Annotated in this window: 26 protein-coding genes and 1 other annotated feature; all 26 genes read right to left on the minus strand. The window is 48.7% G+C overall.

The features are described 5' to 3' along the window. Positions 1-51: 51 nt before the first annotated feature. The 26 genes from rpmC to rpmG all read right to left on the minus strand — a co-directional run bounded on the left by rpmC (position 52) and on the right by rpmG (position 23,556). Positions 52-252, minus strand: coding sequence for a 50S ribosomal protein L29 (gene rpmC / locus ACI48K_RS22955; protein ID WP_148458035.1), 201 nt, complete (start codon positions 250-252; stop codon positions 52-54). Next, positions 242-676, minus strand: coding sequence for a 50S ribosomal protein L16 (rplP, locus tag ACI48K_RS22960; RefSeq protein ID WP_475029967.1), 435 nt, complete (start codon positions 674-676; stop codon positions 242-244). Before rplP ends, rpmC begins: the two co-directional genes overlap by 11 nt. A 2-nt stretch (positions 677-678) precedes the next feature. Next, complete coding sequence (gene rpsC / locus ACI48K_RS22965) at positions 679-1,347, minus strand: 30S ribosomal protein S3 (RefSeq protein ID WP_091234511.1); 669 nt, start codon at positions 1,345-1,347, stop codon at positions 679-681. 13 nt (positions 1,348-1,360) lie between these two features. Then, positions 1,361-1,693 (minus strand): 50S ribosomal protein L22, encoded by a 333-nt coding sequence (rplV, locus tag ACI48K_RS22970; protein WP_475029968.1) that lies wholly within the window; start codon positions 1,691-1,693, stop codon positions 1,361-1,363. 35 nt (positions 1,694-1,728) lie between these two features. After that, entirely contained in the window at positions 1,729-2,007 is a 279-nt protein-coding gene (gene rpsS / locus ACI48K_RS22975; RefSeq protein WP_475029969.1) for a 30S ribosomal protein S19, read from the minus strand. Between the two features lie 49 nt (positions 2,008-2,056). Continuing rightward, entirely contained in the window at positions 2,057-2,887 is an 831-nt protein-coding gene (gene rplB, locus ACI48K_RS22980) for a 50S ribosomal protein L2 (protein ID WP_475029970.1), read from the minus strand. A 28-nt stretch (positions 2,888-2,915) separates the two neighbouring features. Continuing rightward, on the minus strand, positions 2,916-3,206 hold the full coding sequence (rplW, locus tag ACI48K_RS22985) for a 50S ribosomal protein L23 (protein WP_475029971.1): 291 nt from the start codon (positions 3,204-3,206) through the stop codon (positions 2,916-2,918). Continuing rightward, complete coding sequence (gene rplD, locus ACI48K_RS22990) at positions 3,206-3,829, minus strand: 50S ribosomal protein L4 (RefSeq protein ID WP_475029972.1); 624 nt, start codon at positions 3,827-3,829, stop codon at positions 3,206-3,208. Before rplD ends, rplW begins: the two co-directional genes overlap by 1 nt. Before the next feature lie 26 nt (positions 3,830-3,855). Further along, positions 3,856-4,479, minus strand: coding sequence for a 50S ribosomal protein L3 (rplC, locus tag ACI48K_RS22995; RefSeq protein ID WP_475029973.1), 624 nt, complete (start codon positions 4,477-4,479; stop codon positions 3,856-3,858). A 45-nt stretch (positions 4,480-4,524) separates the two neighbouring features. After that, a complete protein-coding gene (gene rpsJ / locus ACI48K_RS23000) occupies positions 4,525-4,833 on the minus strand; it encodes a 30S ribosomal protein S10 (RefSeq protein WP_068698242.1) in 309 nt (102 codons plus the stop codon). A 258-nt stretch (positions 4,834-5,091) separates the two neighbouring features. After that, complete coding sequence (locus ACI48K_RS23005) at positions 5,092-6,435, minus strand: protoglobin domain-containing protein (RefSeq protein WP_475029974.1); 1,344 nt, start codon at positions 6,433-6,435, stop codon at positions 5,092-5,094. A gap of 231 nt (positions 6,436-6,666) precedes the next feature. After that, the gene (tuf, locus tag ACI48K_RS23010; protein WP_475029975.1) at positions 6,667-7,857 is read right to left on the minus strand and encodes an elongation factor Tu; all 1,191 of its coding nucleotides are present in this window, start codon (positions 7,855-7,857) and stop codon (positions 6,667-6,669) included. An 84-nt stretch (positions 7,858-7,941) separates the two neighbouring features. Continuing rightward, entirely contained in the window at positions 7,942-10,020 is a 2,079-nt protein-coding gene (gene fusA, locus ACI48K_RS23015) for an elongation factor G (RefSeq protein ID WP_475029976.1), read from the minus strand. Between the two features lie 47 nt (positions 10,021-10,067). Continuing rightward, positions 10,068-10,538 (minus strand): 30S ribosomal protein S7, encoded by a 471-nt coding sequence (gene rpsG, locus ACI48K_RS23020; RefSeq protein WP_091234482.1) that lies wholly within the window; start codon positions 10,536-10,538, stop codon positions 10,068-10,070. Positions 10,539-10,616: 78 nt separating this feature from the next. Next, positions 10,617-11,039, minus strand: coding sequence for a 30S ribosomal protein S12 (rpsL, locus tag ACI48K_RS23025; protein WP_379321351.1), 423 nt, complete (start codon positions 11,037-11,039; stop codon positions 10,617-10,619). A gap of 142 nt (positions 11,040-11,181) precedes the next feature. Continuing rightward, on the minus strand, positions 11,182-11,433 hold the full coding sequence (locus tag ACI48K_RS23030) for a ribosomal L7Ae/L30e/S12e/Gadd45 family protein (RefSeq protein ID WP_475029977.1): 252 nt from the start codon (positions 11,431-11,433) through the stop codon (positions 11,182-11,184). Positions 11,434-11,617: 184 nt separating this feature from the next. Continuing rightward, positions 11,618-15,232: a DNA-directed RNA polymerase subunit beta' gene (rpoC, locus tag ACI48K_RS23035; protein WP_475029978.1), complete on the minus strand. Its 3,615-nt coding sequence runs from the start codon at positions 15,230-15,232 to the stop codon at positions 11,618-11,620. 44 nt (positions 15,233-15,276) lie between these two features. Then, positions 15,277-18,822 (minus strand): DNA-directed RNA polymerase subunit beta, encoded by a 3,546-nt coding sequence (gene rpoB / locus ACI48K_RS23040; protein ID WP_475029979.1) that lies wholly within the window; start codon positions 18,820-18,822, stop codon positions 15,277-15,279. 371 nt (positions 18,823-19,193) lie between these two features. Next, entirely contained in the window at positions 19,194-19,793 is a 600-nt protein-coding gene (locus tag ACI48K_RS23045; RefSeq protein ID WP_475029980.1) for a class I SAM-dependent methyltransferase, read from the minus strand. A gap of 124 nt (positions 19,794-19,917) precedes the next feature. Continuing rightward, positions 19,918-20,280: a 50S ribosomal protein L7/L12 gene (rplL, locus tag ACI48K_RS23050; RefSeq protein WP_475029981.1), complete on the minus strand. Its 363-nt coding sequence runs from the start codon at positions 20,278-20,280 to the stop codon at positions 19,918-19,920. Between the two features lie 63 nt (positions 20,281-20,343). Next, complete coding sequence (gene rplJ / locus ACI48K_RS23055; RefSeq protein WP_475029982.1) at positions 20,344-20,847, minus strand: 50S ribosomal protein L10; 504 nt, start codon at positions 20,845-20,847, stop codon at positions 20,344-20,346. A 30-nt stretch (positions 20,848-20,877) separates the two neighbouring features. Continuing rightward, positions 20,878-21,030: a sequence feature (ribosomal protein L10 leader region), on the minus strand. 81 nt (positions 21,031-21,111) lie between these two features. Continuing rightward, positions 21,112-21,804 (minus strand): 50S ribosomal protein L1, encoded by a 693-nt coding sequence (gene rplA / locus ACI48K_RS23060; RefSeq protein WP_475029983.1) that lies wholly within the window; start codon positions 21,802-21,804, stop codon positions 21,112-21,114. A 149-nt stretch (positions 21,805-21,953) separates the two neighbouring features. Further along, positions 21,954-22,379 carry a 50S ribosomal protein L11 gene (gene rplK, locus ACI48K_RS23065; RefSeq protein ID WP_475029984.1) on the minus strand — a complete coding sequence of 142 codons (426 nt, stop codon included), beginning with the start codon at positions 22,377-22,379 and terminating at the stop codon, positions 21,954-21,956. Positions 22,380-22,636: 257 nt separating this feature from the next. Then, positions 22,637-23,170 carry a transcription termination/antitermination protein NusG gene (gene nusG / locus ACI48K_RS23070; RefSeq protein ID WP_475029985.1) on the minus strand — a complete coding sequence of 178 codons (534 nt, stop codon included), beginning with the start codon at positions 23,168-23,170 and terminating at the stop codon, positions 22,637-22,639. Positions 23,171-23,193: 23 nt separating this feature from the next. Then, on the minus strand, positions 23,194-23,385 hold the full coding sequence (gene secE / locus ACI48K_RS23075; RefSeq protein ID WP_475029986.1) for a preprotein translocase subunit SecE: 192 nt from the start codon (positions 23,383-23,385) through the stop codon (positions 23,194-23,196). Between the two features lie 21 nt (positions 23,386-23,406). Continuing rightward, positions 23,407-23,556: a 50S ribosomal protein L33 gene (rpmG, locus tag ACI48K_RS23080; protein WP_071784256.1), complete on the minus strand. Its 150-nt coding sequence runs from the start codon at positions 23,554-23,556 to the stop codon at positions 23,407-23,409. Positions 23,557-23,692: the final 136 nt, after the last annotated feature.

The following is a 23,692-nucleotide window of genomic DNA, read 5'->3' on the forward strand; positions in this document are numbered from 1 at the left end:
TAGCCTCCTTCCTGGACTTAGACGCTTTGGCTTACGCTGCTAGCGCGTTTCTTAACTGGTAATACCAAGTTCTCTTTCACGTAATACGGTTTTAGCACGAGCTATTTCCTTACGCACGTCGCGGATCCGAGTCGGGTTATCAAGCTGGCCGGTAGCCAATTGAAAACGAAGGTTAAAGAGTTCTTCTTTGAAACCTGCGACTTTTTGTTCAATCTCAGCAGTGGTTAAGTTGCGAAGTTCATTAGCTTTCATTTGCTTCACCACCCAATTCTTCACGTTTCACGAATTTCGTTTTGATCGGCAGTTTGTGGGCGGCAAGACGCATAGCTTCACGCGCTACTTCCTCCGATACACCGGCAAGCTCAAACATGATTTTACCAGGTTTCACAACTGCAACCCATTTTTCCACGTTACCCTTACCACTACCCATCCGGACTTCAAGAGGCTTTTGAGTAATCGGCTTGTCAGGGAAAATTTTAATCCATACTTTACCGCCACGTTTCATGTAACGCGTCATTGCAATACGCGCTGCTTCGATTTGACGGTTTGTGATCCAAGTCGGTTCAAGAGCTTGCAGGCCGTATTCGCCGAAGTTCAACTCAGTACCGCCCTTGGCTTGGCCTCTCATACTACCGCGTTGTTGCTTGCGGTGTTTTACGCGTTTTGGTACCAACATGATTAGTTGCCTCCTTCCTGAGCAGCTTGTTGTTTCTTAGCCGTAGGAAGAACCTCTCCACGATAGATCCATACTTTTACGCCGATACGACCATAAGTCGTATGCGCTTCTGCCGTACCGTAATCGATGTCGGCGCGGAGCGTATGAAGTGGAACAGTTCCTTCACTGTAGCCTTCTGAACGAGCAATTTCAGCACCGCCAAGGCGACCGCTGACTGCTGTTTTAATCCCTTTTGCTCCCGAACGCATCGTTCTTTGAATCGCTTGTTTCAGCGCACGACGGAAAGAAACGCGACGTTCCAATTGTTGTGCAATGCTTTCTGCGACCAGAATTGCGTCGAGGTCAGGGTGTTTGATTTCAGAAATGTTGATGTGAACTTTTTTGCCGCCTGCGATTTTCGTAATTTCATTGCGCAGGTTTTCGACTTCCGAACCGCCTTTACCAATAACCATACCTGGTTTGGCAGTATGGATCGTTACGTTCACACGATTTGCCGCTCTCTCGATTTCGATCCGAGATACCGCGGAGTCTTTCAGTTTATTTTTCAGGTGTTCACGAATTTTTACGTCTTCCAGCAAAAGATCACCAAAATCTTTGCCTGCGTACCATTTGGATTCCCAATCGCGGATAATCCCTACTCGTAATCCGACCGGATTTACCTTTTGGCCCACACGTTTTCCCTCCTTATTTTTCGGATACCACCAAAGTGATGTGGCTGGTGCGTTTATTGATCCGGCTTGCACGTCCCTGTGCACGAGGACGGAAACGTTTCATTGTCGGACCTTGGTTTACGTACACCTGCGTAACAACCAATTTATTTACATCCAAAGAAAAGTTATGCTCTGCATTGGCAATCGCCGAGTTCAGCAGCTTCTCAACGACCGGTGAAGCCGCCTTCGGAGTGTGGCGGAGAATCGCGATCGCTTCGCCCACTTGCTTGCCGCGGATCAGGTCAACAACGAGTTGAGCTTTGCGCGGAGCAATGCGGATGGATCTTGCATGTGCTTTAGCTTCCATGTGTGTTACCTCCTCTCAAACGAAGAACTTATTGATTAACGTTTCGTTTTCTTATCGTCATCCGTATGCCCTTTGTAGGTACGGGTTGGAGCAAATTCGCCCAGTTTATGTCCGACCATATCCTCGGTAACATATACCGGAACATGCTTGCGGCCGTCATATACGCCGAATGTTTGGCCGATGAATTGCGGGAAGATCGTGGAGCGACGGGACCAAGTTTTGATCACGACTTTCTTGCTCGATGCGCTCGCTTCCTCCACTTTCTTCAACAGGTAACCGTCAATAAAAGGTCCCTTTTTCAGACTGCGACTCATTCAATTTTCCTCCCTTCACCACTGCCGGGAAGCATCCGCTAGATGCGGATTACTTCGTACGGCGGCGAACAATATATTTATCAGATGCTTTACCTTTTTTACGCGTTTTGTAACCAAGGGTCGGTTTGCCCCAAGGAGACAATGGAGATTTACGGCCGATTGGAGCGCGACCTTCACCACCACCGTGAGGGTGATCGTTAGGGTTCATGACGACACCGCGCACTTCCGGACGTTGTCCGAGCCAGCGGCTGCGTCCCGCTTTACCGATTTTAACGAGCTCATGGTCACCGTTACCAACGGAACCGATGGTAGCGCGGCAAACCTTCAAGACTTTGCGGACTTCGCCGGAAGACAAGCGAACCGTTACGTATTTCTCTTCTTTACCAAGCAATTGGGCTTCCGTACCGGCTGCGCGAACGAGTTGTCCGCCTTTGCCCGGTTTCAGCTCAATGTTGTGGATCACGGTACCTACAGGAATGTTTTCGAGCGGAAGCGAGTTGCCGATTTTGATGTCGGAAGTTGCTCCGGATTCGATCACGTCGCCCACTTTCAAACCTTTAGGAGCGATGATATAACGTTTTTCACCGTCGTTATAATGGATCAAAGCGATGTTGGAAGTCCGGTTCGGGTCGTACTCGATTGTAGCAACGCGGCCTGGAATTCCATCTTTATCACGTTTAAAGTCGATGATCCGGTATTTACGTTTGTGTCCGCCGCCATGGTGACGAACCGTAATTTTACCTTGGTTGTTGCGGCCGGCAGTTTTGCTCAGCGGAGCAAGCAACGACTTCTCGGGTTGATCCGTGGTGATTTCTTCAAATGTCGACACAGACATCGCACGTCTTGCCGGGGATGTCGGTTTATACTTTTTAACTGGCACTAGTTTTCCCTCCTTACTTCAGGCAATTTTATACCGATTCGTAAAATTCAAGCGGCTTGCTATCCGCCGTCAAAGTAACGAACGCTTTTTTCCATTCGGGAGTGTATCCGAAGTGGCGTCCGTAACGTTTTGGCTTCGCAGGAACACGCAGTGTATTCACATTGCTTACTTTTACATTAAAGATCGCTTCTACAGCTTTCTTGATTTCGGTCTTATTGGCACGGATGTCCACTTCAAACACATATTTCAGGTCGTTCATGTAATCTGCCGTACGTTCCGTAATCACCGGGCGTTTGATAATATCACGAGGATCCTTCATTACGCAAGCACCTCCTCTACCTTCTGAACTGCTTCTTTCGTAATGATCAGTTTGTCGTGCGTCAGCACGTCAAGAACATTAATGCCGTCAGCTGCTACGAATTTCACACCTGGGATGTTACGTGCGGAAAGCGCCACGTTGTCGTCATAGCTAGGCGCTACAACCAAAGCTTTGCGTTCCACTTTCAGGTTGTTCAAAATCGCTGCGAATTCTTTCGTTTTAGGAGCGTTCAAAGTAAGTGCATCAAGTACGATAATGTCTTGGTCAATTACTTTCGACGAAAGCGCCGATTTGATGGCCAAACGACGTACCTTCTTAGGCAGTTTGAACGAATAGCTGCGCGGAGTTGGTCCGAACACAGTACCGCCGCCTACCCATTGCGGAGAGCGAATGGAACCTTGACGGGCACGGCCTGTGCCTTTTTGTTTCCAAGGTTTGCGTCCGCCGCCGCGAACTTCAGAGCGTCCTTTAACTTTATGGGTACCAAAACGCAGGGAAGCACGTTGCATAACAACTGCATCATGAAGAACATGGACATTCGGTTCGATACCGAAAACCGCATCATTCAATTCCACTTCGCCCACTTGGCTACCGCTGATATTAAAAAGTGCTACTTTTGGCATTTGTTGTTCCTCCTTTCTTTCTTCAATTATTTCTTAATCGTTTGTCTGATTTTAACGAAGCTGTTTTTAGGACCCGGGATCGAGCCTTTAACAAGAAGCACGTTGCGTTCAGCATCAACGCGTACCACTTCAAGGTTTTGAATCGTAATGGTTTCGCTGCCCATATGTCCAGGAAGGTGTTTGCCTTTAGGAACGCGGTTCGCTTGGATGGAACCCATGGAACCTGGTCTGCGATGGTAACGGGAACCGTGAGCCATAGGTCCGCGGCTTTGACCCCAACGTTTGATATTACCTTGGAACCCTTTACCTTTCGAAATACCTGTTACGTCAACAAATTCGCCTTCGGCAAAAATATCAACCTTGACCTCTTGGCCAACTTCATATCCTGCCAAATCAACACCGCGAATTTCGCGAACGTAGCGCTTAGGCGTGGTGTTAGCCTTCTTGGCATGACCAGCTTCAGGTTTGTTTGCTCTTGCTTCTTTCTTGTCGGAGTAACCGATTTGAATCGCTTCATAACCGTCGTTCTCCACGTCTTTCTTTTGCAAAACAACATTGGAACTCGCCTCAATAACCGTTACAGGAATTACATTCCCTTCCGGAGTAAACACTTGAGTCATTCCGAGTTTTTTTCCTAAGATACCTTTCATGTTGACACCTCTTTTCCTTTCCTGATTACCTTACAATAGTAGGGATTACAATTTGATTTCGATATCTACACCGGACGGCAGGTCCAAGCGCATCAAGGCATCCACAGTTTGTGGAGTCGGGTTAACAATGTCGATCAGACGTTTGTGCGTCCGTTGTTCGAATTGTTCCCGGGAATCCTTGTACTTGTGTACCGCGCGGAGAATAGTTACAACTTGCTTTTCAGTTGGCAGCGGAATTGGCCCGGATACGCCAGCACCCGAACGTTTTGCCGTTTCAACGATTTTCTCTGCGGATTGATCAAGAATTCTGTGGTCGTAAGCTTTCAAACGAATACGAATTTTTTGCTTTGCCATTTTAGTCCCTCCTTCTATCGCCCAATTTAGTATCGGACATACTCCGTGAAAATTTTCTGACCACTCTCCCATGGCAAAGGGGCCGGGTGTGTCAGTAACCTCTCACATCATCGCAACGTCACAGAACAACATTCACTATTATATAGAAAAGATAGGCGTAATGCAAGCACAAATCACAAAGAATTTGCTTGCGTAAATGTCCCCGATATCAAAACAAAAACACGGTGCATTTCCGGAGAAACGCACCGTGTTTCTTCATTATAAATTCGCGGAAACCCGATTCAACCGTTCCGCCGATTCGGCGACATCGGCCGTAGAGGTTCCGATCCCTTCGATCGTTACGATAAGTTCCTGAATTTGCGCTTTCAGCAAAACAATCTCGGCGGCATGATCCTGCATCGAGGTCAGAATTTGCGTGAACATGTTCCCGCTGTCCTTGGAATGAATCTCTCCCTGCTCGGCGAGATTCCGGACCTCATCAATTGCCTTTACCACCTGAACCGAAATTTGAGCGGATTGCCGGACAAGACCTTCGATCTGATACACGGTCCCCTTAGCTTCCTCGGATAATTTGTTGACTTCGCGGGCAACCACGTCAAACCCTCGTCCGTGTTCGCCGGCCCGGGCTGCTTCAATCGATGCATTCAGCGACAAAAGCTTAATCTGGCTGGCGATTTCCTCAACCGCGCCCACGATATTTTCAATCTGTACGGAAGACTGATTCAATCGGTTTACGTATTCCTCCATCGAGCTCGTTTTGGAATGAATATCATCAATATGATGCTGCAAAAGGCGCAAAATATTCCTTCCTTCCTCAGCCTGATCCTTGGTTTGCAGCGCGGCATCCGATGAACGTTCGATCGCCCGGTTGACCTCATTGCTGCTGGAGACCAGCTCTTCTACGGCTGCGCTGGTTGCCAAGCTCAGATCCTCAAGCTCCCCGCTAAAAACGGTAATTTTGCTTTTGAGCTCATTTTTTACAACCTCGTATTGCTCTTCTTTTTCCTTGATATTCTCCTTCTCGTAAGCTTCCAAAACGAGCTGCTGTTCAAAATTGAATAACTTCGTGGTTGTGCTCACCATCTGCAAGAGAAGCTGTTCATCGTTAATTTTTTGATATATCGTTTGTAGAAAAGCGTTCTGTAAATTCTGAAATGCGGAAAGATACCATTTAGGCTCAAGCCCCACCCGTTTATGAACTTTGGCGATTTTCAAGCGCTTTGCGATAAAGTCGTTGTCGACTTGACCGCTGAACATCTCATGCAAATGCTCCTTAAGCGTTTGTTTGAGCCGCTCCACTTGACTGTGCTTGACTATGATCTCTTCCAGCTTCGGAACATCAAGCACCGACTGATAAAAGGAGTCGACGATCCGGTCGATTTCCTGCGAGATGATCGGCTGCATCCGATGCAAAAGTTGAATGTCCCCAACATTAAAATCAATCATGCGCATTTGTTCGTTAATTTCCGTCTCTCCATCAAAAATTAGTTTTCGCTCCTCGTCTATCCGTTCTGCCGAATCTCCCGGAAAGGGCAATTCGTTATCAGATGTCCGGTGACTAGATGGCAATGTACGCGAAAGAAAAGAAAAGGGACTTTTCATCGGATTATTGGATCCACTCCTTTGTGCAATCTAGTATCTATAGGCAAATTATAAATGTGATATATGTCACTGTAAAGAAAAATAACTACAAGATTCGACAATAATTGACTCGTTATGTCGAGTTATGACGGGAATATAAAGGACAGGTTCATGAAAGCTATGCTTTCCAACAACACAAAAGAGTCGCTCCCCTTACGGGAAGCGACTCTTTTCTTTGAAGCAAAAGCTTTATTATTTGCTGATTTTAACAACAGCGCCCGATCCAACTGTACGGCCGCCTTCACGAATGGAGAAGCGAGTTCCTTCTTCGATCGCGATTGGGGAGATCAGTTGAACGGTAACTTCGATGTTATCGCCAGGCATAACCATTTCAGTACCTTCAGGCAGGTTGATGATGCCTGTTACGTCAGTTGTACGGAAATAGAATTGTGGACGGTAACCGGAGAAGAAAGGTTTGTGACGTCCACCTTCTTCTTTAGTCAATACGTATACTTGAGCAGCAAACTCAGTATGCGGATTAACGGAAGCCGGTTTAGCCAATACTTGACCGCGTTCGATTTCTTTACGGTCAACACCGCGAAGCAATGCGCCGATGTTGTCGCCCGCTTGAGCGGAATCGAGCAATTTACGGAACATTTCAACGCCGGTAACAACGGATTTTTTAGTTTCCTCGTGGATACCCACGATTTCGATTTCGTCGCCGACTTTAACAGTACCGCGTTCTACACGGCCAGTAGCAACCGTACCACGACCAGTGATCGAGAATACGTCTTCGACAGGCATCAAGAACGGTTTGTCAACCGGACGTTCTGGAAGCGGAATGTATTCGTCGATAACTTCAAACATTTCAACGATTTTCTTAGCCCATTCGCCTTCAGGGTTTTGCAAAGCTTCACGAGCGGAACCACGGATGATTGGAGTGTCGTCGCCTGGGAATTCATATTCGTTCAGCAGGTCGCGAACTTCCATTTCAACGAGTTCGAGGAGCTCTTCGTCTTCAACCATGTCGCATTTGTTCAAGAATACGACGATGTAAGGAACGCCTACGTTACGGGACAACAGGATGTGTTCGCGAGTTTGCGGCATTGGGCCGTCAGCTGCGGATACAACCAGGATTGCTCCGTCCATTTGAGCCGCGCCGGTGATCATGTTTTTAACATAGTCGGCGTGCCCTGGGCAGTCAACGTGTGCATAGTGACGATTGTTAGTTTCATACTCAACGTGTGCCGTCGAGATTGTGATACCGCGTTCGCGTTCTTCTGGAGCTTTGTCGATTTGATCGAATGCTACAGCAGCACCGCCGTAAGTTTTGGACAATACAGTAGTGATAGCTGCAGTCAGCGTTGTTTTACCATGGTCGACGTGACCGATTGTACCGATGTTAACATGCGGTTTTGTACGTTCATATTTAGCCTTTGCCATTTTAAACAGTTCCTCCTTAAAATATGGATTGTTATGTTTGGCCAACCAGAAGCGGAATTACTTCCGATCAGCAAGTACAAATGATTATTCTCCGCCTTTGTTCTTGGATACGATTTCTTCGGAGATGCTTCTTGGCACTTCTTCATAGTGAGAAAGTTCCATCGAGAACACACCGCGTCCTTGCGTACCGGAACGAAGCGTAGTCGAGTAACCGAACATTTCGGAGAGAGGCACTTTCGCACGGATAATTTGCGCTCCACCACGGGAATCCATACCTTCGATCCGTCCGCGGCGGGAGTTCAGCATACCCATAACGTCGCCCATGTACTCTTCCGGAACCGTTACTTCAACTTTCATGATTGGCTCAAGCAGAACCGGTTGACATTTTTCCTTAGCCGCTTTAAGAGCCATGGAGCCAGCGATTTTAAACGCCATTTCACTGGAGTCAACATCATGGTAAGAACCGTCTACGATTGTGGCTTTAACGTCAACCAGCGGGAAGCCCGCGAGGACACCATTTTTCATAGCTTCTTCAATACCTTGTTGCGCTGGAGCGATATACTCTCTTGGTACGGAACCGCCGACGATTTTGCTTTCGAACTGGCTGCCTGTACCTGGTTCCAAAGGTTCGAATTCGACCCATACGTGACCGTATTGACCACGGCCACCGGATTGGCGAACGAACTTACCTTCGACACGAGCCGCAGCTTTAAAGGTCTCACGGTAAGCTACCTGAGGTTTACCTACGTTAGTCTCAACTTTGAATTCACGGCGCATACGGTCGATGATGATATCCAGGTGAAGCTCACCCATACCCGCAAGGATCGTTTGACCGGTTTCTTCGTCGGTGTGAGCGCGAAGCGTAGGGTCTTCTTCAGTCAATTTGCCGAGAGCGACACCCATTTTATCTTGGTCGGCTTTCGTCTTAGGTTCAACCGCGATTTCGATAACCGGATCAGGGAAGTTCATCGATTCAAGAATAACCGGAGCCTTCTCATCACACAGTGTATCACCCGTTCCTGTATCTTTCAAACCTACGGCTGCCGCGATATCTCCGGAGAAAACTTCGCTGATTTCTTGGCGAGCGTTGGCATGCATTTGCAGGATACGGCCGATCCGTTCACGTTTACCTTTCGTTGCATTCAGTACGTATGAACCGGATTGCAAAACACCGGAGTACACACGGAAGAACGTCAGTTTACCAACATAAGGATCGGTTGCGATTTTAAATGCAAGCGCGGAGAACGGCTCTTCGTCGGAAGAATGACGTTCCACTTCAGTACCGTCTTCCAAGTGACCTTGGATGCTTGGTACGTCGATAGGCGCCGGCAAGTAATCGATTACGGCATCCAGCATAAGCTGAACCCCTTTGTTTTTGTAAGAAGAACCACAGATAACCGGGAAGATCTTAACGCTACATACACCTTTACGCAGCGCAGCTTTGATCTCTTCAACGCTGATTTCCTCGCCTTCGAGGTATTTCATCGTCAAATCCTCATCAAGCTCGGCAACCTTCTCAACCAATTCTGCACGAAGTTCTTCAATTTGAGCGGTATATTGCTCAGGGATTTCGATTTCTTCGATGTTTTGACCCAAATCGTCCTTGTACATATACGCTTTTTGCGTGATGACGTCGATGATGCCGACAAAATCATTTTCCGCACCGATCGGCAGTTGGATCGCAACTGCGTTCGCTTGCAGACGTTCGCGCATATCCTTAACAACGTTCAGATAGTCCGCACCGATGATATCCATTTTGTTGACGTAGGCGATCCGTGGAACGCCGTAGCGGTCAGCCTGTCTCCAAACGGTTTCAGACTGAGGCTCAACGCCTTCCTTCGCACTGAACACGCCTACTGCCCCGTCCAATACACGCAAGGAGCGTTCGACTTCAACGGTGAAGTCGACGTGCCCCGGGGTATCGATGATATTAACGCGGTGACCTTTCCATTGAGCGGTCGTCGCAGCGGACGTAATCGTGATTCCGCGCTCTTGTTCCTGCTCCATCCAGTCCATTGTTGCAGCACCTTCGTGAACTTCCCCGATTTTGTGCGTGCGTCCTGTATAGAACAAGATCCGTTCCGTCGTGGTCGTCTTACCGGCGTCAATATGCGCCATGATCCCGATGTTACGTGTATTTTTCAAGGAGAACTCTCTTGCCATGGATCTGTCTCCCTTCAAAATAGAAGTTTTAAATTGCTAGCCGAATCCTACCAGCGGTAGTGCGCAAACGCTTTGTTCGCTTCAGCCATTTTGTGCGTATCTTCGCGTTTCTTAACGGAAGCGCCTGTGTTGTTGGATGCGTCGATGATTTCTGCAGCCAAACGCTCTTCCATTGTTTTCTCACCGCGGTTGCGGGAGTAGTTCACGAGCCAACGTAATCCCAAGGATGTACGTCTCTCCGGTTTTACTTCGATCGGTACTTGGTAGTTGGCACCGCCGACACGGCGAGCTTTAACTTCCAATACTGGCATGATATTTTTAATCGCGGCTTCAAACACTTCCATTGGGTCATTTCCCGTACGTTCTTGAATCAGGTTGAACGCATTGTAAAGGATGCTTTGAGCGACACCGCGTTTACCGTCTAACATGATACGGTTGATCAGGCGAGTAACAAGTTTGCTGTTATACACCGGATCCGGCAATACGTCTCTTTTGGTAACTGGACCTTTGCGTGGCATAGTTATCCCCCTTTCAGTAATAATTAAACCTTTAGCGGCAGCTAAAAGCCAACTTTCGATCACTCATTTAAAGCGACCTTAGGATTTCTTCGCTTTCGGACGTTTCGCGCCGTATTTGGAACGAGATTGCATCCGGTTGTTAACGCCTGCAGTATCAAGAGCTCCGCGTACGATATGGTAACGTACACCTGGAAGGTCTTTTACCCGGCCTCCGCGAATCAGTACAACGCTGTGCTCTTGAAGGTTATGACCGATCCCAGGAATGTAAGCCGTCACCTCAACGCGGTTCGTCAAGCGAACACGGGCATATTTACGAAGTGCGGAGTTTGGTTTCTTAGGAGTCATGGTACCTACACGAGTGCACACCCCGCGTTTTTGCGGAGAGCTCAAATCCGTAGCCTCGCGTTTCAGGGCATTGAAACCTCTTTGCAGCGCTGGCGATTTGGATTTGTACACCTTGTCTTGGCGTCCTTTACGTACTAATTGGTTAATTGTTGGCATGTTGTTGCCACCCCCTTCCTCGAATTTCATGTTTCTTTACAAACCTCTTGATTAAGCCCACAGACCCAGGCGGTTCATAAAAGAACAAAGGAAAAGTTTTCACCAAAGAGTTCAGCCCCTTCAGCAAAAACATTTCAATCAGCTATGGTTTTACGATCGCTACCATCGCCGCTCCCACTTCAATCCCGCAGGCTTTGCCGAGATTTGTCATCGTATCCACGTAAGTGACCTTGACTGACTTTTGGTTGCATAAGGCGATGATTTTCGATGTAAGACGTGGATCTGCATTTTCAGCCACATAAACTTCCTCGGCCTGTCCGAGCTCTACCGTTCGCATGGTTTGCTTGGTGCCGATTTTAACATGAGCGTCCTGTAGACCTTTATCATAAGACATGTTCAGGGTCCTCCAAAGCACAGGGTATATCCGTACTCACGCACTTTGATATAGTAGCACTCCGCTATAGGCAATGTCAAGCAGAATATTGACTATATTCCTTAAATATATCCCGTAAAAAAGTTCGGCGCGGCCGTGATCAGAATCGCTCCTGACCCGCACCGCGCCGTCCAAACAAATGGGGCTATTCCACGGAGACAGGCTCCAGGTTTTCAGCTGCTGCTTCATCATTTTCCGGACCTTCAAATTCCACGCTGCGATAACGGTTCATGCCCGTACCAGCCGGAATCAGCTTCCCGATGATGACATTTTCCTTCAAGCCGAGCAGCTTATCCACTTTGCCCTTGATGGCAGCATCGGTAAGCACGCGCGTCGTTTCCTGGAAGGAAGCGGCGGACAAGAAGGAATCCGTTTCGAGCGAGGCTTTCGTAATCCCGAGAAGGACCGGTTTGGCGACGGCCGGTTCTTTACCGGACAGGATCGCGTCTTTGTTGGCCACTTCATATTCGTACAAATCGACGAAAGAGCCCGGAAGGAGCGGCGTATCGCCGGCGTCCACAATCCGGATTTTGCGCAGCATTTGGCGAATCATAACTTCAACGTGCTTGTCGTTGATTTCTACGCCCTGGTTACGGTATACGCGTTGTACTTCCTGCAGAATGTAGTTCTGTACGCCACGGATCCCTTTGATGCGCAAAATTTCTTTCGGATCGATCGAACCGTCGGTAAGCTCATCACCCGCTTCGATTTCGTTGCCTTCCTCTACGCGAAGACGGGAACCGTAAGTGACGGAGTATACCTTCGTTTCGGCTTCACCTTGTACTTCAATTTCTCGGCGGTCCTTCGCTTCGCGAATTTCCTTGATCACGCCGTCGATTTCACTGATTGTTGCTTGACCTTTCGGATTCCGGGCTTCGAACAGCTCTTGAATCCGCGGCAAACCTTGAGTAATATCGTCGCCCGCAACGCCCCCGGTATGGAACGTACGCATGGTGAGCTGGGTTCCCGGTTCACCGATGGATTGAGCGGCGATGATGCCGACCGCTTCACCGATTTCGACGTGCTTGCCGGTAGCCAGGTTACGCCCGTAGCACTTTTTGCACACGCCATGACGGGCGCGGCAACTGAGCACGGAACGAATTTGCAGTTTGGCAATTCCCGAGTCCACGATTTCATGCGCTTTATCGGAATCGATCAGCTCGTTGCGATGAACAATGATTTCACCGGATTGCGGATGTTTGATCGTTTCAAACGAGTAACGGCCTTCGATCCGATCGTACAGATCTTCGATGACCTCTTTGCCGTCTTGAATCACGCTGACGGTAAAGCCTTTATCGGTGCCGCAATCTTCTTCGCGAACGATCACGTCTTGCGCAACGTCGACCAGACGGCGAGTCAGGTAACCCGAGTCCGCCGTACGAAGCGCGGTATCGGCCAAACCTTTCCGCGCACCGTGCGTCGAAAGGAAATACTCGAGGACGGTCAAGCCTTCGCGGAAGTTCGATTTGATCGGGAGTTCGATGATCCGGCCCGCCGGGTTCGCCATCAGGCCCCGCATGCCGCCGAGCTGAGTAATCTGCGATTTGTTACCGCGCGCTTTTGAGTCAACCATGAGCATGATGGAATTGTACCGATCCATCGATTTCATGAGCACTTCGGTAATTTGGTCTTTACATTTCGACCAAATGGCAATGACGCGGTCATAACGTTCTTCGTTAGTAATCAAACCACGACGATATTGATTCGTAACCACTTTAACCTTTTCATCCGATTCGTGCAGGATATCCTGCTTTTCCTTCGGAACGATAACGTCCGCAACAGCGATACTGACGCCTGCACGAGTGGAATACGTAAAGCCGGTTTGTTTGATTCTATCCAAAATCATGGAAGTTTCCGTGGTGTGGTAGATTTCGAAGCAACGGCCGATGATCTCGCCGAGATACTCTTTACCTACGCCACTGGCTTGCGGCGCTGCCATAATCCGTTCCAGAACATTAGCGCCCTTCTCATGGATAAAGTAATGATCCGGTGTTCCCTGGAACAGGTTCACACGAGTGGCTTCGTTAATGTATGGGAAGCTTGCCGGGAAAATTTCGTTAAAAATAATTTTCCCTACTGTAGTGATAAGCAAAGCGTTTTGCTGTGCTTCCGTAAATCCCGTTTTACCCAAAGCTTTCGCCGGAATCGCTACACGAGCGTGCAGGGAAGACGTACCGCGTTGATAAGCGGACACCGCTTCATTCACCGAAGTAAGAATCATTCCCGCTCCTTCGGCTTCCTTATTATCCATAGTCAGATAGAAGGAGCCAAGAACCATATCCTGCGAAGGCGTAACGACAGGTTTGCCGTCCTTAGGGTTCAGAATGTTGCCGGAGGCCAGCATCAGAATGCGTGCTTCCGCTTGAGCTTCCGCGGACAAAGGCACGTGCACGGCCATTTGGTCACCGTCGAAGTCGGCATTGTAAGCCGTACATACGAGCGGATGAAGACGAATGGCGCGGCCTTCAACCAGGATCGGCTCGAACGCTTGGATACCGAGACGGTGAAGCGTAGGCGCACGGTTCAAGAGAACCGGATGTTCTTTAATGACTTCTTCCAATACGTCCCATACTTCCGGGCTGACGCGTTCAACTTTGCGTTTTGCGCTCTTGATGTTATGCGCAAGGCCTTTGTTCACCAGCTCTTTCATTACGAAGGGCTTGAACAGTTCAAGCGCCATTTCCTTCGGCAGACCGCATTGGTACATTTTCAAATATGGACCTACGACGATAACGGAACGACCGGAATAGTCAACCCGTTTACCGAGCAGGTTTTGACGGAAACGTCCTTGCTTCCCTTTCAGCATATGGCTGAGGGATTTCAACGGACGGTTGCCCGGACCTGTAACCGGACGGCCGCGGCGGCCGTTGTCGATCAGGGCGTCAACCGCTTCCTGAAGCATCCGTTTTTCGTTTTGCACGATAATGTCAGGCGCGCCGAGATCCAGCAAACGTTTCAAACGGTTGTTACGGTTGATCACGCGGCGGTACAAATCGTTCAGGTCAGACGTTGCGAAACGTCCGCCGTCCAGTTGCACCATCGGACGAAGTTCCGGCGGAATGACCGGAAGCACGTCAAGGATCATCCACTCCGGCTCGTTGCCGGAGCTTTTGAATGCTTCGATGACTTCCAGGCGTTTGATCGCCCGGTTGCGGCGTTGGCCTTGAGCCGTACGCAGCTCTTCTTTCAGGAAATCAAGCTCCTTGTCGACATCAAGATCCTGGAGCAGTTTTTTGACCGCTTCGGCACCCATGCCGGCTTGGAACCCGTAGCCGTACTTTTCACGGTAGCTGCGGTATTCTTTTTCGGACAAAAGCTGCTTTTTCTCAAGCGGTGTTTCACCTGGATCGGTTACGACATAAGATGCAAAATAAATGATCTCTTCCAGGGAACGCGGAGACATATCGAGCGCAAGGCCCATACGGCTCGGAATCCCTTTAAAGTACCAAATATGGGATACCGGCGCAGCCAGTTCAATGTGACCCATACGTTCGCGGCGCACTTTGGCTCTTGTTACTTCAACGCCGCAGCGGTCGCAGACAACGCCTTTATAGCGAACGCGTTTATATTTACCGCAGTGACATTCCCAGTCTTTGGTCGGGCCAAAAATCTTCTCGCAGAACAGCCCTTCCTTTTCCGGTTTTAGTGTACGGTAGTTGATCGTTTCAGGTTTCTTTACTTCTCCGCGGGACCAAGAACGAATTTTATCTGGGGAAGCAAGCCCAATTTTCATAAACTCGAAGTTGTTGACGTCCAACAAGGAGCACCCCTCCTTAACCAAGTCCTGTTATTGACATTCCACGCTTATTCCACTCCGACTTCTGCGCCTTCCAGGTTCAGACTCAGTTTATCGCCGGACACATCATCGTCATCGTCGATTTCCTTCATCTCGATCTCTTCTTCGTTTTCGGTAAGAATCTTCACATCCATACCCAAGCTTTGAAGTTCTTTGATCAAGACCTTAAACGATTCAGGCACGCCCGGTTCAGGCACATTTTCACCTTTGACGATGGATTCGTAGGTTTTCACCCGGCCGACCACGTCATCGGATTTGACGGTCAAGATTTCCTGCAGCGTATATGCGGCGCCATAAGCTTCCAGCGCCCAAACTTCCATTTCACCGAAGCGTTGTCCGCCGAACTGAGCTTTACCGCCGAGAGGCTGCTGCGTAACAAGCGAGTATGGTCCAGTGGAACGGGCATGGATTTTATCGTCGACCATGTGCGCCAACTTGATCATGTGCATGACGCCGACCGTGACTTCACGCTCGAAGCGTTCGCCTGTCCGGCCGTCATACAATATCGTCTTACCGTTGCGCTGCATGCCGGCTTCTTCCATTGTATCGAAGACGTCGTTTTCGTTCGCGCCGTCAAATACAGGGGTTGCTACATGGATGCCCATTTGCAGCGCGGCCATTCCCAAGTGAATTTCCAGGACCTGACCGATATTCATCCGCGACGGTACGCCCAGCGGGTTGAGGACAACCTGCACCGGTGTTCCGTCAGGCATAAACGGCATATCTTCTTCCGGCAAAATACGGGCAACGACCCCTTTATTACCATGGCGTCCTGCCATCTTGTCGCCTTCGGAAATTTTACGTTTTTGGGCAATATATACGCGTACAAGTTGATTTACGCCCGGTGGCAATTCGTCGCCGTTGTCGCGGGTAAATACCTTCACGTCAACGACGATCCCGTCCGTACCGTGAGGTACGCGCAGGGAGGTATCGCGGACTTCGCGCGCTTTCTCGCCAAAGATGGCATGCAGCAGACGTTCTTCCGCTGTCAGCTCGGTAACCCCTTTAGGCGTTACTTTACCGACGAGAATGTCGCCTGCGCCGATTTCGGCGCCGACGCGGATAATACCGCGTTCGTCGAGATTGCGAAGCGCTTCTTCCCCGACGTTAGGAATGTCGCGGGTAATTTCTTCCGGCCCGAGCTTCGTATCGCGGGCTTCGGATTCGTATTCCTCAATGTGAATCGAGGTGTATACGTCCTCTTTCACCAGCTTCTCGCTGAGCAGGATCGCATCTTCATAGTTATAGCCTTCCCAAGTCATGAAGGCAACGACCACGTTGCGTCCCAAGGCCAATTCGCCCATTTCCGTAGAAGGTCCGTCCGCCAGAATATCACCTTTCTTGATGATATCGCCGCGTTTGACGATCGGGCGCTGGTTAATGCATGTTCCTTGGTTGGAACGCATAAATTTGTGCAATTTATGTTTGACAAGGTCGCCTTTGACTTCCTTGCCGTCGATGACTTCGACGCGGCGAAGCCAAATCTCGTTCGCTGCCGAGCGTTCGATGATACCGTCATATTTCGATACGATACAAACGCCGGAGTCTTTGGCAGACTTGTGCTCCATCCCCGTTCCGACCAGTGGAGCTTTCGGAATAAGAAGAGGCACGGCCTGACGCTGCATGTTCGATCCCATCAGAGCACGGTTGGAGTCGTCATTTTCCAAGAAAGGAATGAGCGCCGTAGCCACGGATACCACCTGTTTAGGCGAAATGTCCATGTAGTCCACCCGGCTGCTAGGCATTGTCAAAATGTTGTCGGACTGTTTATTGTAACGAACGATAACCGATTCATCTTCGAATTTGTTATCTTCCGTCAGCTTTGCGTTCGCTTGCGCGATGATGTAGTTGTCTTCTTCATCGGCAGTGAGATAAGCAACCTGATCGGTTACGCTACCCGTCTTCGGATCAACCCAACGATAAGGAGCTTCAATGAAGCCATATTCGTTAATCCGCGCGAACGTGGACAACGAGTTGATCAAACCGATGTTTGGACCTTCCGGCGTTTCGATTGGACACATCCGGCCATAGTGGGACGGGTGAACGTCACGCACTTCCATGCCGGCGCGCTCACGAGTCAAACCGCCGGGACCTAGAGCGGACAAACGGCGTTTATGCGTAAGTTCAGCAAGCGGATTCGTTTGGTCCATAAACTGGGACAACTGCGAGCTGCCGAAAAACTCTTTGATGGACGCGATAACCGGACGGATGTTGATCAGCGCTTGAGGCGTGATGACATTGGCGTCCTGGATCGACATTCTTTCGCGAACCACGCGTTCCATACGGGACAAACCGATCCGGAATTGGTTCTGCAGGAGTTCGCCTACGGAGCGCAGACGACGGTTGCCGAGATGGTCGATATCGTCCGTGCTGCCGATGCCGTGCAGCAAGTTAATGAAATAGCTGATCGAAGAAATGATGTCAGCCGGCGTAATATTTTTGATCGACTTGTCGATATTGCGGTTCGCGATCACTTTGACCACTTTGCCGTCTTCAATCGGCGAGAATACGTCAACCGTTTGCAAAGGCACGTCGTCCGCATCAAGCACACCGCCGGCAACGTGGTAGTTCTTGAATCCAACGTTGCTCTCGAGGTGAGGCAAAATTTCATCGAGCAAACGGCGGTCAACCATTTGACCCGCTTCCGCAATGATTTCGCCCGTGCCCGTATCGACCAAAGTCTCAGCGAGGCGTTGATTGAAGAGGCGGTTTTTGATGTGCAGCTTTTTATTAATTTTGTAACGGCCTACATTGGCCAAGTCATAACGTTTTGGATCGAAGAAACGAGCTACCAGCAAGCTCTTAGCATTGTCTAGTGTAGGCGGTTCCCCCGGACGCAGACGTTCGTAGATTTCAATCAGAGCTTTCTCCGTCGAATCCGTGTTGTCTTTGTCAAGCGTGTTGCGAATATATTCGTCGTTGCCGAGCAGATCTAGAATTTCCGCATCCGTCCCAAATCCAAGCGCCCGCAACAATACGGTTACCGGAATTTTACGCGTACGGTCGATCCGCACATAAATGATATCCTTCGCGTCGGTTTCAAGCTCAAGCCAGGCCCCGCGGTTAGGAATCACAGTAGCGGTATACATTTTTTTGCCGTTCTTATCCACTTTTGTGCTGAAATAGACGCTAGGAGAGCGAACCAACTGGCTGACAATAACCCGTTCCGCACCATTGATAATGAATGTACCGGTTTCGGTCATCAGCGGGAAATCTCCCATAAATACTTCCTGCTCTTTGACTTCGCCCGTTTCCTTATTAATGAGCCGGACTTTGACCCGAAGCGGCGCTGCATACGTTACGTCGCGTTCTTTCGCGTCATCTACCGTATACTTCGGTTCGCCCAGGCTATAATCGATAAATTCCAACACCAAATTTCCGGTAAAATCCTGAATCGGAGAAATATCTTGGAACATTTCCCGAAGTCCCTCTTCAAGGAACCATTCGTAGGATTTTTGTTGGATTTCGATCAGGTTCGGAATTTCGAGGATCTCGTTAATCCGTGCATAACTTCGCCGAGTGCGTCGACCATATTGAACAAGATGTCCTGCCAACTTAAACTCACCCCTCATGTCTACTCACTTAAAAATTTCGTTGCGAACCCGTGTTTGTACCCTTATAATAGGACCATGACGGATTCGGGCCACAAATAAAGAAAAGCCCTTATCGAATGCTTTCGAAAAAAGAGCATCATTATCTGTGTCATTTCTGCCTGATGTCCCCGTTCTAATAGTTTATCCAAAATGTGCATATTATACGTAAAACAACGCAAATTTATGCATTGTCCACATAAAATTCTTGACATTTCAGTAAACTAAAGCCACAAAGGGCATCCTAATGCTGACATTTTATAATAATAACATATCGATATTGTCAAGTCAACTCTATTTCATGACTTTATTTCTGAAAACCTTAAAAGTTACAATTATTTTTTCACAGCCCGATAGATCCGGTACCCCTTATCCTTCGTAACTTCTTCTACTCTCTCGAATAGCGACTCCAGTTTCTCCTTCGCCGATGGCGCTCCCTGTTTTTTCTGAATCACGATCCACAATACGCCGCCGGAACGCAGCCGTTCCCATGCACCTTCAAAAATCGCATGTACCACCGCCTTGCCTGCGCGAATCGGAGGATTCGTCACAACCACATCAAATTGTTCATCACCTAACGCGGCAAACAAATCGCTTTCAAGCATAGTAACGTTGGTTATCCGATTGGCTGCCGCATTTTCACGAGCCAGCTCTACGGCACGGCTGTTTACGTCGATCATGGTCACATGACCCTGTCTGGCGAGTCTAGCCGCCGTCAAACCAATCGGGCCATAACCGCAGCCGACATCAAGTACTTTCGCATTTTCCGGAAGGTCCATCGCTTCGATCAAAGTTCGGCTGCCGTAATCGACACCGCCTTTGGAAAACACACCCGCATCACTCACAAAACGGAAAGCAAACCCTCGCAGCGAGGTTTCCCAAATCTTGCGGTCATGTTCGGCGGTTGGTTTGCTCGTATAATAGTGATCTGACATTTGTACGGGTAACCTCCATTGTTTTCGAAAAGTTCAGAAGCTCAAGGACAACTGAATAAACCTCGGTAATTGTGAACAAACCCCTTGAACAAGTTCAAGGGGTTTGCCGTAAGGAAGAAAGGAATTACTTCACTTCTACAGTTGCGCCTGCTTCTTCCAATTTTGCTTTTACAGCTTCTGCTTCTTCTTTGCCCACTTTTTCTTTCAGTGCGTTTGGAGCGTTGTCTACCAGGTCTTTTGCTTCTTTCAAGCCGAGGCCAGTGATTTCGCGAACCACTTTGATAACGTTGATTTTGGAAGCGCCAGCGTTAGTCAGGATTACGTCGAATTCAGTTTGTTCTTCAGCTTCAGCAACAGCGCCGCCGCCAGCTACGACTACAGGAGCAGCTGCAGTTACGCCGAATTCCTCTTCGATTGCTTTAACCAGGTCGTTCAGTTCAAGAACGGTCATGCCTTTAATTTCTTCTAAGATCGTTTCTTTACTCATGGTTGAACCTCCATTAAATAATTTAGATTGGTTTAAAATTAACTAGCCTGCTTTAAAACAAGCTTACGCGCTTGCTTCTTCTTTCTCGGCAACGGCTTTGACAGCGAGTGCGAAGTTGCGCACTGGAGCTTGAAGCACGCTGAGGAGCATGGAAAGGAGACCTTCGCGGGACGGAAGATCCGCCAACGCTTTGATTTGGTCGACGCCAACAACACGGCCTTCAACCACGCCACCTTTCACTTTGAGCGCTTCGTTCTTTTTCGCGAAGTCACTCAGGATTTTCGCCGGAGCTACTGCGTCGTCCGCACTGAACGCGATGGCCGTAGGACCGGTCAACACTTCGTTCAGTTCAGTCAATTCCGCAGCGGCTGTCGCACGGCGAACGAGCGTATTCTTAAGCACTTGGAATTCCACGCCGGCTTCACGAAGCTGTTTGCGGAGTTCAGTAACTTGAGCAACGTTCAGTCCGCGGTAATCCGCAACAACCGTCGTTGTGCTTTCGCGCAACTTCGCGGTTACGGCTTCAACGGCTTCCGATTTTGCTTGAATCACTTTTGCGTTTGCCAAACTGTACACCTCCTAATAGATTAGCTGGGCCTTGACATTTAAAAAAGCCTCCGTAGAATCACGAAGGCTTGATAAATCATTGCATATACGCATACTGCATAATGCTGACGTTCTATCACAACACCTCGGTAGGAAATTAAGCCCGAAGGCACCTACTGTCTACGGTAAGCATATTCAAATTTAGTTCTCACATTAAAACAGTCATTTCAGTATACCAAGGGGCGACATTCATGTCAACCCAAATCCCGCTTAACGCAAGCGGTATTATCTGTAAGAAGCTGTGCTAACGCGAGCGCTTGGGCCCATTGTCGAAGAAAGCGCGATATTCTTCAAGTATACGCCTTTAGCGGCAGCCGGCTTAGCCCGGTTCAATGCGTCAACGAGAGCTTTGAGGTTCTCGTTCAATTGTTCGGCGCTGAAAGAAGCTTTGCCGATTGGCGCATGAATTTGACCCGCTTTATCCAGACGGTACTCGATTTTACCTGCTTTGATTTCTTGAACGGCTTTAGCTACGTCAAACGTAACCGTACCTGCTTTAGGGTTAGGCATGAGGCCTTTACCGCCGAGCAAACGGCCAAGTTTACCAACTTCGCTCATCATGTCCGGTGTTGCTACGCAGACATCGAACTCGAACCAGCCTTGTTGGATTTTGTTGATCATGTCCTGATCGCCGACGTAGTCAGCTCCGGCCGCTTCCGCTTCCTTCACTTTATCGCCTTTGGCGAACACCAATACGCGTTGGGTTTTGCCTGTGCCGTGAGGCAAGACAACAACACCACGAACGGCTTGGTCTTGTTTACGAGGGTCAACACCCAAACGAACTGCCGCTTCAACGGTTTCGTCGAATTTTGCAGTCGCTGCCTTTTTCACCAGTTCAACGGCTTCTGAAGGCTCATATGTCGCTTCACTGTCGATCAGCTTAGCGGCTTCAAGGTATTTCTTGCCGTGTTTAGCCATGAATTTGTCCTCCTTATGTGGTATTAGCGGAATATCCTCCCACTGAGGATGAAAATGTATATTATTGCAGTTCGCAATATATATTTTCATCCAGGGATGAAATTTTAGAATATGCGTAAGCATTATAAAATCTCATCCAATCTCCAAGACTAGTCTTGGATCGTGATGCCCATGCTGCGAGCTGTACCTTCAACCATACGCATAGCCGCTTCTACGGATGCCGCGTTAAGGTCAGGCATTTTTTGCTCCGCGATTTGACGAACGGTGTCGCGTTTCACGGTAGCTACCTTTTTCTTGTTCGGTTCGCCGGAACCTTTCTCAATCTTCGCTGCTACACGAAGCAGAACGGCTGCCGGTGGAGTTTTGGTGATGAATGTAAAAGAACGGTCTTCAAACACCGAAATTTCAACCGGAATGATCAAACCCGCTTGATCGGCGGTACGAGCGTTAAATTCTTTACAGAATGCCATGATGTTGACACCCGCTTGACCCAACGCAGGACCTACCGGAGGTGCAGGATTCGCTTTCCCTGCAGGAATTTGCAGTTTTACCATTTTGATAACTTTTTTCGCCATGTAAAACACCTCCTTGCCCTAATAGTGGTAGACGGGACCTTAGCCCCTCCCACTTTGAAACCCTAAGAAACCTTTAGAAGTAGCTCAAATAATCATCTTTTGATCACGATGCAATTCAAGAAGTCGATTCGACGTCGAATCTTGAATTCACCCGGGGCCTTCCGTTGCTCACGTAGCTTCCAGCTACGCTCCGCTACTCAGTCCCTAGCTTCATCCAACCTTCTCGGTGCTGAAAATCTGATTTTTTGAGCACTCACTTATATTTTTTCCACTTGAGTGTAATCCAGTTCAAGCGGGGTTTCTCGTCCAAACATGTTGACGTGAACCTTGACTTTGCTCTTATCGGTCAAAATTTCTTCAACCGAGCCGACAAAATTAGCAAACGGACCAACTTTGATGCGCACGGACTCTTTGATCTCGAACTCGATAACCGGTTTAGGTTCTTCCATTCCCATATGCTGCAGAATCTGTTCAACTTCCTCAGGAAGCAGCGGGGTAGGTTTGGAACCTGAACCTGTCGAGCCGACAAATCCGGTAACTCCCGGCGTGTTGCGGACAACATACCAAGAATCGTCGGTTTGGATCATTTCCACCAAGACATAGCCGGGGTAAACTTTGCGCATGACGGTTTTTTTCTTGCCGTCTTTGTTCACCACTTCTTCTTCCATCGGAACAAGAACGCGGAATATCTTGTCTTCCATACCCATGGACTCGACGCGCTTTTCCAAATTGGCTTTGACCTTGTTCTCATACCCGGAGTAGGTATGAACGACGTACCATCTTTTTTCCATATCAAGCCACCTAGGGACCCTTCTTAAATTATCGCTTCGATCACAGCGGAAATGCCGATGTCCAACACCCAAAAATAAATGCCGATAACGACAATTGTTCCAAGCACAATCAGCGTGTAATTCGTCAGCTCTTTACGGTTAGGCCAGCGAACCTTTTTAAGCTCAGTCCAGCTTTCAGAGAAAAAAGAAATGAACGACTTGAAATTACGTTTCATGCGCGATTACACCTCCAAAGACTATCTGGTTTCGCGATGAGGAACTTGCTCGTTACAAAACTTGCAAAATTTCTTCATCTCCATGCGGTCGGGGTGGTTACGCTTGTTTTTCGTTGTCGTGTAGTTTCTTTGCTTACAGTTCGTACAAGCCAACGTGATAATTACCCGCATGATGTGCACCTCCCGAAGACATTCTTTATTAATGAGAAGTCTCTTTATTGACCTAAAAATGCGTACGCAAAATTAGGCCTACCTAAAACACTTTATCACATGCCCAACCCCGTGTCAACGAGACATCCGCCGATCT

Source organism: Paenibacillus terrisolis, from assembly GCF_056171975.1.